At 73.0% G+C, this 10263-nt stretch carries 11 protein-coding genes; 8 read left to right on the forward strand and 3 right to left on the reverse strand.

All coding sequences use genetic code 11. The features are described 5' to 3' along the window. Positions 1 to 29: 29 nt before the first annotated feature. Positions 30 to 1262, forward strand: coding sequence for a lycopene beta cyclase (gene crtL / locus VB738_RS07610; RefSeq protein WP_323305164.1), 1233 nt, complete (start codon positions 30 to 32; stop codon positions 1260 to 1262). Here crtL and mqo read toward each other — a convergent pair. Then, on the reverse strand, positions 1259 to 2740 hold the full coding sequence (gene mqo, locus VB738_RS07615) for a malate dehydrogenase (quinone) (protein WP_323305165.1): 1482 nt from the start codon (positions 2738 to 2740) through the stop codon (positions 1259 to 1261). The genes crtL and mqo overlap by 4 nt on opposite strands. A gap of 112 nt (positions 2741 to 2852) precedes the next feature. On the opposite strand from mqo, the gene VB738_RS07620 reads away from it, so the two are divergent. Beyond that, positions 2853 to 3464, forward strand: coding sequence for a PAP/fibrillin family protein (locus VB738_RS07620; RefSeq protein WP_323305166.1), 612 nt, complete (start codon positions 2853 to 2855; stop codon positions 3462 to 3464). Between the two features lie 26 nt (positions 3465 to 3490). On the opposite strand, the gene xth is transcribed toward VB738_RS07620, so the two are convergent. After that, entirely contained in the window at positions 3491 to 4327 is an 837-nt protein-coding gene (gene xth / locus VB738_RS07625; protein ID WP_323305193.1) for an exodeoxyribonuclease III, read from the reverse strand. Positions 4328 to 4409: 82 nt separating this feature from the next. Here xth and VB738_RS07630 point away from each other — a divergent pair, with 82 nt between their 5' ends. Next, positions 4410 to 4757: a hypothetical protein gene (locus VB738_RS07630; RefSeq protein WP_323305167.1), complete on the forward strand. Its 348-nt coding sequence runs from the start codon at positions 4410 to 4412 to the stop codon at positions 4755 to 4757. Here VB738_RS07630 and VB738_RS07635 read toward each other — a convergent pair. Further along, on the reverse strand, positions 4687 to 5538 hold the full coding sequence (locus VB738_RS07635; protein ID WP_323305168.1) for a hypothetical protein: 852 nt from the start codon (positions 5536 to 5538) through the stop codon (positions 4687 to 4689). The genes VB738_RS07630 and VB738_RS07635 overlap by 71 nt on opposite strands. A gap of 117 nt (positions 5539 to 5655) precedes the next feature. On the opposite strand from VB738_RS07635, the gene VB738_RS07640 reads away from it, so the two are divergent. From VB738_RS07640 to VB738_RS07660, 5 genes are read left to right on the forward strand one after another with little or no spacing between them, the layout of a single operon-like run. After that, the gene (locus tag VB738_RS07640; RefSeq protein ID WP_323305169.1) at positions 5656 to 6396 is read left to right on the forward strand and encodes a hypothetical protein; all 741 of its coding nucleotides are present in this window, start codon (positions 5656 to 5658) and stop codon (positions 6394 to 6396) included. 1 nt (position 6397) lies between these two features. Further along, positions 6398 to 7039, forward strand: a complete 642-nt coding sequence (locus VB738_RS07645; RefSeq protein WP_323305170.1) for a hypothetical protein — start codon at positions 6398 to 6400, stop codon at positions 7037 to 7039. Next, the gene (locus VB738_RS07650; RefSeq protein WP_323305171.1) at positions 7036 to 8271 is read left to right on the forward strand and encodes a LarC family nickel insertion protein; all 1236 of its coding nucleotides are present in this window, start codon (positions 7036 to 7038) and stop codon (positions 8269 to 8271) included. Before VB738_RS07645 ends, VB738_RS07650 begins: the two co-directional genes overlap by 4 nt. Then, positions 8268 to 9368, forward strand: coding sequence for a lysylphosphatidylglycerol synthase domain-containing protein (locus tag VB738_RS07655; protein WP_323305172.1), 1101 nt, complete (start codon positions 8268 to 8270; stop codon positions 9366 to 9368). Before VB738_RS07650 ends, VB738_RS07655 begins: the two co-directional genes overlap by 4 nt. Positions 9369 to 9400: 32 nt before the next feature. Then, a complete protein-coding gene (locus VB738_RS07660) occupies positions 9401 to 9868 on the forward strand; it encodes a Fur family transcriptional regulator (protein ID WP_416233160.1) in 468 nt (155 codons plus the stop codon). Positions 9869 to 10263 lie beyond the last annotated feature (395 nt).

Raw genomic sequence — 10263 nt, forward strand, 5'->3', positions numbered from 1 at the left:
GCAGGATGAGCCATCACCGTACCGGCGAGATGGCGAGGGACGTGCTGGTGCTCGGTGGCGGCCCCGCCGCCCTCTGCATCGCAGCGGCCCTGGCGGGCGAAGGGCTCGCCGTGGCGCTGCTGGCGCCCGACGATCCACGCGCCCCCTGGCCCAACACCTACGGCATCTGGGGGGACGAGGTGGACGCCCTGGGCCTGGGCCATCTGCTGGAGCACCGCTGGAGCCATACGGTCAGCTACTTCGGCGCTGGTGATCCGGACCCGGAGGCGGCGGCCAACCGCCCCACGGCCCATGGCCGCGATTACGGCCTGTTCGACCGCGCGGCCCTTCAGCGGCACTGGCTGGAGGCCTGCGGGCGTGGCGGGGTGGAGCTGCTCCAGGGGCTGGCCAGCGGTTGTGACGCCTCCGGGGCGCTGAGCGCGGTGGAGCTGGCGGATGGGCGCCGGCTGGAGGTGCGGCTGGTGGTGGACGCCACCGGCCATCAGCCGGTGCTGGTGAAGCGGCCCGACCGGGGGCCGGTGGCCGGCCAGTCGGCCTACGGCATCATCGGCCGCTTCTCGGCGCCGCCCGTGCAGGCCGATCAGTTCGTGCTGATGGATTATCGCGCCGACCACCTCAGCGAGGCGGAGCGGGCCGAGCCCCCCACCTTTCTCTATGCGATGGACCTGGGCGGCGGCCGCTTCTTCGTCGAGGAGACGTCGCTGGCCCTGGCCCCCCCGGTGCCCTTCGAGCTGCTGCAGCAACGCCTCCACCGGCGCCTGGCCCACCGCGGCGTGGTGGTGCTGGAGGTGGAGCACGAGGAATTCTGCCTGTTCCCGATGAACCTGCCCCTGCCGGATCTGCAGCAGCCGGTGCTGGGCTTCGGCGGGGCGGCGTCGATGGTGCACCCGGCCTCGGGCTACATGGTGGGCGCCCTGCTGCGCCGGGCCCCGGCGGTGGCGGTGGCGGTGGCGGCGGCGATGGCCGACGCCGATGCCCCCTCGGCCCTGCTGGCCCGTGCGGGCTGGGGCGCCCTCTGGCCCCCGGCCCTGCGGAGCAAGCATTCCCTCTACCAGTTCGGGCTGGGCAAGCTGATGGGCTTCTCCGAAGCCGAGTTGCGCCAGTTCTTCGCCAGCTTCTTCTCCCTCAGCGGCCCCCAGTGGTATGGCTTCCTGGCCAACACCCTGACGGTGCCGGAACTGCTGGCGGCCATGCTGCGCCTGTTCTCCCTGTGCCCCTGGGCGGTGCGGGCCGGCCTGCTGCTGCCGCCGCGCCGGCCCTAGGCGGCCAGCCCCAGCACCTCGGCGCTCTCACTGCGGATCCGCCGGCAGAGGTCGGCGTCGTCGCGGATCGAGGCGCCGTAGGAGGGCAGGATGCGCCTGAGGGTGTCCTGCCAGCCGTCGGGCAGTTTCTCGCGGAAGCAGGAGTGGAGGATCTCCAGGGCGATCGCCACGGCGGCCGACGCGCCGGGGGAGGCCCCCAACACGGCCACCAGGGAGGTGTCGGCGGCATGCACCACCTCGGTGCCGAACTGGAGCACCCCGCCGCGCCGGGCATCGGCCTTGATGATCTGCACCCGCTGGCCGGCCACCGCCAGGGTCCAGTCGGAGGGGCGGGCGTTCGGATAGAAGTCGCGCAGGGCGGCGAAGCGCTGATCGGCGTTGGCGAACACCTGGCCGATCAGGTACTGGGTCAGGGGCAGGTTGTCCCGGGCCACCGCCAGCAGCGGCAGCAGGTTGCCGGTCCGCAGGGAGCGGGGCCAGTCACAGAGGGAGCCGCTCTTGAGGAACTTGCTGGAGAAGCCCGCGTAGGGCCCGAACAGGATCCAGTGGCGGCCGTCGACGAGGCGGGTGTCGAGGTGGGGCACCGACATCGGCGGCGAGCCGGCGGCCGCCATTCCGTACACCTTGGCGTGGTGGCGGCTGGCCACGGCGCGGTCGCCGCAGCGCAGCCAGAGGCCGCTGACGGGAAAGCCGCCGTAGCCGCGCCCTTCCGGGATCCCTGAGTTCTGCAGCAGGGTGAGGGCCCCGCCGCCGGCCCCGAGAAACACGGTGCCCGTGTCGATCAGCCGGGTCTCCCCTGTGGTCTGGTCGCGGGTCTCCAGGCGCCAGCCCCCCTCCGGCCGCCGCCGCAGGGATTGCACCGCCGTGGAGAACCGCGCCTCGAAGGCCCCCCCGGCCCGCAGGTGTTCCAGCAGCTGGCTGGTGAGGGCGCCGAAGTTGACGTCGGTGCCGGCGGCGATGTGGGTGGCGCCGATCGCCTGGGCCGGGTCCCGTCCCTCGATCAGCAGCGGTGCCCACGCCGCCACCTCGGCGTGGTCCTCGCTGTAGGCCATCCCCCGGTAGCAGTGGTGGGCCGCCATCAGCCGGTGGCGTTCCCGCAGGTAGGCACGGCGCTCCTCCCCCAGCACGAAGCTCATGTGGGGGACGCCCTGGATGAAGGCTTCGGGGGAGCCCAGGGCCCCGTCCCGCACCAGATGGGTCCAGAACTGGCGTGACAGGTCGAAGGCTTCGTTGATGTCGAGCGCCTTGGCGAGGCTGATCGAGCCGTCCGGCGCCATCGGCGTGTAGTTGAGCTCGCAGTTCCCCGCATGGCCCGTGCCGGCGTTGTTCCAGGCGCTGGAACTCTCCTGGGCCTCCCGGGGGAGGCCCTCGACGAGCAGCAGGCGCAGGTCCGGCCGCAGCTGCCGCAGCAGGGTGCCGAGGGTGGCGCCCATGATCCCCGCCCCGACCAGGGTCACGTCGACGGTGGTCAGGGTCACGGGGTCAGCGGTGGGTTCGGTTCGGCGAGCGGGCCGGGCGACACGGTATCCGATGGCCGTCGGCGCCTGGCAGCATGGATCCTGTTGCGCCCCCGTGCCGCGGGTGAGAGTAGTGACGCAGGCTCCCCCGGCCATTCCCGATGGCCCGGCCGCTGGCGCCGACGAAGCCCAGGCCTGCCGGCAGGAGCTGCTCGGGCTGCTGCGGGGCGGATCTCCCGGTGCTGCAGCCCCCGCCGCCGGGCGCATCGAGGCCCTGATCGAGCGGCTGGAGCGTCTGCAGCCCGCCGATCTCACGGCCCAGGCCGGCCAGCTGGCGGGGGTGTGGGAGCTGCGCTGGAGCAGCAGTTCCCTGCCCTATCTGGCGGTCAGGCCCTGGCTGGAGAACCTGCAGCTGCTCGACCCCGCCGGAGGCCGCGCCCTGAACCTGCTGCGGCCGGCCGGCCCCCTGGGGCCCCTGGCGGGGATCGCCGTTCAGGCCAGCATCGCCGTGGCTGCCGAGCCCCCCCACCAGCGGGTGTCGGTGCGCTTCGAGCGGGGCGGCTGGCTGGGGCCCAGGTTCGGGGATCAGCGGCTGGAGCTGTACCGGCAGGTGCGGCAGAGCTTTTCCGCCTGGCTCGATGTCACCGTGCTCGATGACGCGCTGCGGATCAGCCGTGGCCAGAACGGCACCCTGTTCGCCCTGGTGCGGCGCCCGGACCTGGCCCTGGCGGCGTTTCTGGGATGAGGGCGCTGGAGACCCTCAATCCCCCCTCACCAGCCCCCTTCGTCCTCGCCCTCCTCCGCCTGTTCGGGCGGCCAGGCCAGGTGCACCACCACCGGCGCATGGTCGCTGGGCTGCGCGTTGCCCCGCACCCCTTTGTGGATCACGCAGCCCGTGGCGCAGGCCAGCAGCTCCTCGGAGAGGTAGATGTGGTCGATGCGCCAGCCCGTGTCCCGGTCCCAGGCGCCGGTGCGGTAGTCCCACCAGCTCCAGTGGCCGGCGTCCGGTTCGAAGACGCGGAACACGTCCTCCAGGCGCCCGCCCAGGGCGTCCCGCAGGGCCTGCCGCTCCGGATCGCTGGCCATGATCCCGCCGCTGAGGCGGTCCGGGTCGTGGATGTCGCGGGCCTCCAGGGCGATGTTGAAGTCCCCCACCACCGCCAGGGGTTCCCCTTCGGCGTCCTGGGCCTCCAGGTAGCGCCGCAGACAGGCCAGCCATTCCAGCTTGTAGGGGTACTTCTCCGAAGTCAGGGCTGAGCCGTTGGGCACGTAGAGGTTGAGCACCCGCACCCCTTCGATCCAGGCACTGATCACCCGTTTCTGCGCGCCCAGTTCGGTGGCCACCGGGTCATCCGGCAGCAGGGCGGCGAAGCCCACCCGCACGTCCTCGATCGGCAGCCGGCTGAGGATGGCCACGCCGTTGTAGGCCTTCTGGCCGCTGATCACCGCCTTGTAGCCCAGGGCCTCGAAGGCGGCGTGGGGAAACAGGTCATCGGCCACCTTGGTCTCCTGCAGGCACAGCACGTCGGGGGCCTCGGCCTGGAGCCAGGCGCACACCTGATCGTGCCGGGTGCGCACCGAGTTGACGTTCCAGGTGGCGATCCGCAGGGCCATGGCGACGGGGCGGGGAACCGGCTGAGGGCCCTTATCATGAAGGCCTTGATGATTCGACCCTCCGCCGGCAGGAGCCATGACCCGTTCGTTTTCTCTGCAGGCCTGCGTGGCCGGCGTCGGGGCCCTGGTCCTGCTGGTGGCCGGCGAGGCCCGGGCGCAGCAGGCCGGCTACGGCCAGACCCTCGGCACCAGTCCCCTGGAGCGCCAGCTCTACGACTACGGGCCGAGCAAATCGGGATCCGGCAGCGGTTCGATCCTCGACAGCACCAACCCGCTCGACCTGATGAACAAGCTGAAGCGGAGCACTGCCCTGGACGACGCCACCCCACCCAGCTCCGCCATCGATCAGGCCCTCAGGGAGTTCGAGGCCCAGGCGCCGAAGTCGGCGCCGTCGGGGTCGCCTGGTCAGCTGAAGGGGATCTGAGCGGCTCGAGCCCCCAGCTGGCCGCCAGTTTGTCGAGTCTCGGATCGGGCTTGTCCGGATCGGGGCTGCGCAGGCGTGCCTGGGCCAGGGCCTCCTGGGCCCCCTTGGTCTCTCCCCGGTCGTGGCGCAGCATGGCCAGACCCAGCAGCGGGCGTTGGTCCTGGGGGAACAGGTTGGCCAGCTGCAGGTAGGTGGCCGCCGCCGTCGCCGCCTGGTTGCGTTTGAGCTGCAGCTCCGCCAGCAGCAGGCCGATGCCGAGGGCCTCGGGCCGCACATCCGGTTTGATCGCCATCCCGTAGGCGGCTTTGACGCGGGCCTCGGCAGCGGCGCTGCGCCCCTGCTCCAGGTTCAGCAGGCTGAGCAGCTGCAGGGCCTCCACCTGGGTGGGGCGCAGGTTGAGGATCTGGCGCAGCTCCCGTTCGGCGCCGCTGCGGTCGCCCTGGTCGCGGCGCAGCTCGGCCAGCATCAGCCGCAGGGACCAGCGCTCGGGCTCCCGGTCGGCCATGGGCTCCAGCAGGCCGATCGCCTCGCCCTTGCGGTCGAGGGCGACGAGCAGCTCCAGCAGCCGCTGGCGGTCGGCCGCGGTGGCCTCGTCGGCGTCGAGCCGCAGCCTCAGGCGGGTGGCCTCCTTGGTGAGCAGCGTCCGCTTCGGGTCGGCGCTGGCCTGGGTGGCCGACTGGCGGTGACCCAGCCACCAGCCTCCCCCGAGGGCCAGAATCCCGACCAGGCTGACGGCCAGAAGCGACCAGAGGCCGGAAAGGCTTCGGTTCGGGGAGGGCATCCGTTGACGGGGTGGGCTCGAGGTCGCGACCGAGTCTGGCCTGGGCATCGCGCTTCCGCTGCTGCTTACATTGACCCGGGCCAGTCCAGGTACCGCCACGGGGTTTTTCGTTCCACCATGCGCCAGCATCCCATTTCCCCGGTCACCGAGCCGCTCCAGTACCGGGCCATCGGAGTGGTGCGCGGGTCCTACGTGCCGGCCGATCCGGCCCAGCTCACCCGCGGCCTGATCCGCACGGCCGAGGGCACCGAGATCGAAGCGGTGGTGCTCGGCCGCCTGCTCACCCTGATGCGCCGCCACCTCGACCTGGAGACCCCCCATCTGTGGGTGGTCTACCCCCGCTCCCGGGAGGAGAACCAGCTCCACCTGCAGATGGTGGGGGTGTGGGAGCCCAGCACCCTCTCGACGCCAGGGGCGGAAGCCGCCACGAGCACAGCCGACGAGCCGGAAGCCGACGAGCCCACCGCCCCCGCGTTCGAGCACGCCGACCCCCCTGCCGCCGACCAGCTCCCCGAGGGTGACGACTACTTCTCGATCCGCGGTGAGCTGATCTTCACCCGCCCCGAGACCGGGGATCTGGTGATCAAGGTGCGGCAGCAGCCCCGCCCCGATGGCAACCGTCCGGTGCCGTTCAAGCTGCAGCTGCGCGGCGAGATTCCCCTGGAGCACCTGCGCCATTTCGTCGCCCTCGACCTGCGGCGGCAGGGCCAGCAGCTGGCCGTCGAGCGCTTCGAGGTGATCGGTCCGGTGGCCCAGCGGGGCAACCGCGGCGGCCGGACCCGCCGACCCGGCGCTGACAAGGGTGGCCCGGCCAAGCCCAAGGGCCATGGCCGGGCCGTGACCCGCCAGGGCCGCTGAGATGACCAGCGGTGCCCTCACGGCCGGGGTCGTGGTGCTGCTGCTCAGTCTTGCCGCCGTGGTCGGTCCGCTCGTCGGCCTCTCCCCCTGGTGGGTCACCCTGCTGGTGGCCTTGGGCCTGGGTTCCCTCACCGTGGACGCGGCCCGCTTCGGCGGTCGGGGCGGCCACCTGCTGGCCGAGGCCCTGCCCGGCGGCCAGGGGCGCCTGCGTCGCATCGCCGTGCATGAGGCCGGCCATGCCCTGGCGGCGGACAGCGACGGCCTGGAGGTGCGGCGAGTGCTGGTGGGCAGCCTGGCCTGTCTGCAGGCCGGCGTCGACAGCGGCGGCTGCACCGAATTCGCCCTGCCTGAGAGCGTGAGGCTCTCCGCCGAGGACCTGCGCCGCTGGAGCCGGGTGCTGCAGGCCGGCATGGTGGCCGAGACCCTGGTCTACGGCGACAGCGTCGGCGGCGACGACGACCGGGCGCTGCTGGGCCGTCTCTGGGGTCTCTCGGGCTTCGATGTGGAGATGGCCCGGCTGGAGCAGCGCCGGGCCCGCCGGGAGGTGGAGCAGGCCCTGCGGGCGCGCCGCGCCGAGATCGAAGCGGAGGCCGACCGGCTGCTGGCGGCGGCTCCCCGGTTCGGACGCCGGTCCCCTTCATGACCCTGGCGCTGCTGGATTGCCCCACCGGGCTGGCCGGGAACATGCTGCTGGCCGCCCTGCTGGACCTCGGACTTCCCCCGGAGGTGATCGCGGCGCCCCTGGCCGCCCTGGGGCTGGAGGGGCGCTATCGGCTGCGGATCGAGGAGCGGCGCAGCGCCGGGCTGCGGGGACTGCACCTGGCCGTGGAGGCCCTGGAGCCCCAGCCGCACCATCGCCCCTGGGGGGCGTTGCGGGGGCAGCTCCAGGCCGCCCCCCTGGAGCCGGCGCTGCAGCAGAGGGTGCTGGAGGTGTTCGGCCTGCTGGCGGAGGCGGAGGCGGCGGTCCATGGCCACGCCGCCGAGGCCGTGGAATTTCACGAGGTGGGGGCGATCGATGCCCTGGTGGACATCGTCGGGGTCTGCGCCGGGCTGCTCCATCTGGGGGTGGAGCAGCTGGTCTGCGGTGTGCCGCCGGCGGGCCACGGCCGGGTCGTCACCGCCCACGGGGCCCTGCCCCTGCCCGCCCCGGCGGTGCTGGAGATCGCCCGTTCCCGGGGGCTGCCGCTGGCCTCCAGTGAGGGCTTCCCCGCCGGCGAGCTCACCACCCCCACCGGGATGGCCCTGGCGGCCTGCTGGGCCGACCGGTTCGGCCCCTCCCCCGCGGCCCTGCCGCTGCGGGTGGGGGTGGGCCTGGGCAGCCGCGAACTGGATCGGGCCAACCTGCTCCGCCTCACCCTGGCCCGTCCCCTGGGGGAGGCGGGTGCGGAGGGGGCCATCGAGGGGGGCAGTGAGTGGGGCGAGGTGCGCGAAGCCCTGCTGCAGCAGCAGGCCCAGATCGACGACGCCACGGCCGAGGACCTGGCCTACCTGGCCGAGGCCCTGCGCCGGGACGGGGCGCTGGAGGTGTTCAGCCAGCCGGTGGCGATGAAGAAGGGACGCACCGGCACCCTGATGACGGCCCTGATGCCCCCGGAGCTGGGGCCCCGGCTGCGCCGGGTGTGGTGGCGCCACGGCACGACGCTGGGGGTGCGGGAGCAGCGGCAGGACCGCTGGATCCTGCCGCGGCAGAGCGAGACGCTGGCCACCCGGCTCGGGCCGGTGCGGATCAAGTGGGCCACCCTCCCGGACGGCCGCCGGCGGGCCAAGGCGGAGCACGCCGACCTCGTGGAGCTGGCTGGGCGGCTGGGACGCTCGATCGAGGAGGTGCGCGACGAGGTGCGCCGGGCCCTGGCCGCCGACGGGGGAGCCCCATGAGCGCCTGGTCCCGCCACCTCCTGGGCCTGTGCCAACGCCTGGGGACCGGCCTTGGCTCCCTGCGGCGCCGGCTGCCGTTCTCCCCAACCTGGTCGGCCCTGCCCACGCTACCGGCCCTGCCCGGCGGCCTGCGGCCCTGGATCACCCTGGGCAGCATCGGTTTCGTGATGGCGGCCCTGCTCAGCCACGGTCGCCAGCTGGTGCAGCTGCGGCTCGATGGCCAGGGCTGGATGTGGCTGCTCCTGGGGGTCGGGCTCAGTCTGCTCAGCCTGGTGGTCAACGGTGTGGCCTGGGGCGTGGTGCTGCGCTGGCTGGGGCTGCGGCCCGACTGGGCCGCGGTGGTGGAACTGCACGTGGCCACCAACCTGCGCAAGTTCCTGCCCGGGGGCATCTGGCATCTGGCCTCGCGGGTGCAGCGGCTGCGCAGCGAGGGCGCGCCCCTGGCCGCCCCGCTCAGCACGACCATGGCGCTGGTGGCGGTGCTGCTCGATCCCCTGGTGGCGGCGGTGGCGGCCCTGGCGCTGGTGCCCCTCGGTGGCTGGCAGGGGGGGCTGGGCCTGGTCTGTCTGCTGCCCCTGGCGCTGCTGCTGCCCCGCTGGCTCGATCCCCTGCTGGTGCGGCTGGAACGGCGTCGGGCGCGGGACCTCGGCCTGGAGGAGGAGCTCAGGCTGGAGACACCCATGGAGCGGTCGAGCGTGCTGCGGGGCTATCCCTGGGCGCCCCTGCTGGCGGAGATGGCCTTCGTGCTGCTGCGCTTCGCCGGTTTCTGCTGCTGCATTCAGGCCTTCGACCTGCCGCTGGCGGGCGATGCCACCATCTGGCTGGCGGGATTCGCCCTGGCCTGGACCGCCGGCCTGGTGGTGCCGGGGGCGCCCGGGGGCCTGGGGGTGTTCGAAGCGGTCCTGCTGCTGCGGATGGGGGTGGCCCTGCCGGAGGCGCCGCTGCTGGCGGTGGCCCTCAGCTACCGCCTGATCGTGACGCTCACCGATCTGCTGGGGGCCGCCCTGGTCAGCCTGGACGGCAGCCTGGCCCGGGGGGCGTCGGCCGGCGCTCCGACGTCGGCCAGCACACCGACCTCCGACACCCCTTCTCAATAGGCTTTAGTGTTGCGAAGGTCTGGGATCGCGTGGTGAACACTCCCCCCACCGGTCTGGCCCAGCCCCGCAGCCTGCGCACCACCCTGAACGACCGGGGCCAGCGGCTCACGCCCCAGCGTCAGCGGGTGCTGGATCTGTTCGAGCGGATCGGCGAGGGCAGCCACCTGAGCGCCGAGGAGGTGCACCTGCGCCTGGTGCGCAGCCAGGAGCGGGTGTCGCTGGCCACCGTGTACCGCACCCTGCGGCTGCTCAGTTCGATGGGACTGCTGCAGGAGCTGGAGCTCCCCGAGGGGGGGCGCCGCTTCGAGCTGGCCGGCGACGCCCACCGCGACCATCACCATCTGGTCTGTGTCCGCTGCGGCCGCACCGAGGAGTTCGAGAGCGGTGCCGTGCTGGCCGCCGGTGAAGCGGCGGCCGGGTCCTTCGGCTTCCGGCTGCTGGAATGCGTCCTCAACGTGCGGGCCCTCTGTCCGGCCTGCGCGGCTGAGGAGCAGGGCTGAGGGGGCTGCCGGAGCCGAGCAGCGGCAGTTGCAGCTGCTGATCGGCCCAGTGGGCCGCCAGGGCCGCCAGCAGGCTGGAGCGGTCGCCACGGATGCGGAGCATGGGGGCTGAAGCGATGGGATCGCTCCAGGCTGCTGACGATCGGGGCGGGAGCCGCGCTGTCGGGCACCGCCCGGGGCATCGATGGCGACGGAAGTGGGTGCCCTGTGCCCGGCCCGCTTCGCAATCACCAGCTGCTATTGAGAATCGCTTGCAAAAGTGACGGTGGGTCCACTAGGTTGAGAGCCGTTCGCAATAAGGCCCCTCCCTTCGCCCGATGCGTTACCGCTTCCTCCCCGACGATCCCGCCAGTGCCGTGCGCATGCCCGCCGGTCAGACGGTCCTGCTCGACCCC

This window comes from Cyanobium gracile UHCC 0139 (genome assembly GCF_034931325.1).
GTDB lineage: Bacteria > Cyanobacteriota > Cyanobacteriia > PCC-6307 > Cyanobiaceae > Cyanobium > Cyanobium gracile_B.

Coding starts and splice junctions, on each gene's coding strand:
- crtL (WP_323305164.1), top strand. CDS start 30: ATGGCGAGGGACGTGCTGGTGCTCGGTGGCGGCCCCGCCGCCCTCTGC.
- VB738_RS07630 (WP_323305167.1), top strand. CDS start 4,410: ATGACCCGTTCGTTTTCTCTGCAGGCCTGCGTGGCCGGCGTCGGGGCC.
- VB738_RS07640 (WP_323305169.1), top strand. CDS start 5,656: ATGCGCCAGCATCCCATTTCCCCGGTCACCGAGCCGCTCCAGTACCGG.
- VB738_RS07650 (WP_323305171.1), top strand. CDS start 7,036: ATGACCCTGGCGCTGCTGGATTGCCCCACCGGGCTGGCCGGGAACATG.
- VB738_RS07655 (WP_323305172.1), top strand. CDS start 8,268: ATGAGCGCCTGGTCCCGCCACCTCCTGGGCCTGTGCCAACGCCTGGGG.
- VB738_RS07645 (WP_323305170.1), top strand. CDS start 6,398: ATGACCAGCGGTGCCCTCACGGCCGGGGTCGTGGTGCTGCTGCTCAGT.
- VB738_RS07635 (WP_323305168.1), bottom strand. CDS start 5,538: ATGCCCTCCCCGAACCGAAGCCTTTCCGGCCTCTGGTCGCTTCTGGCC.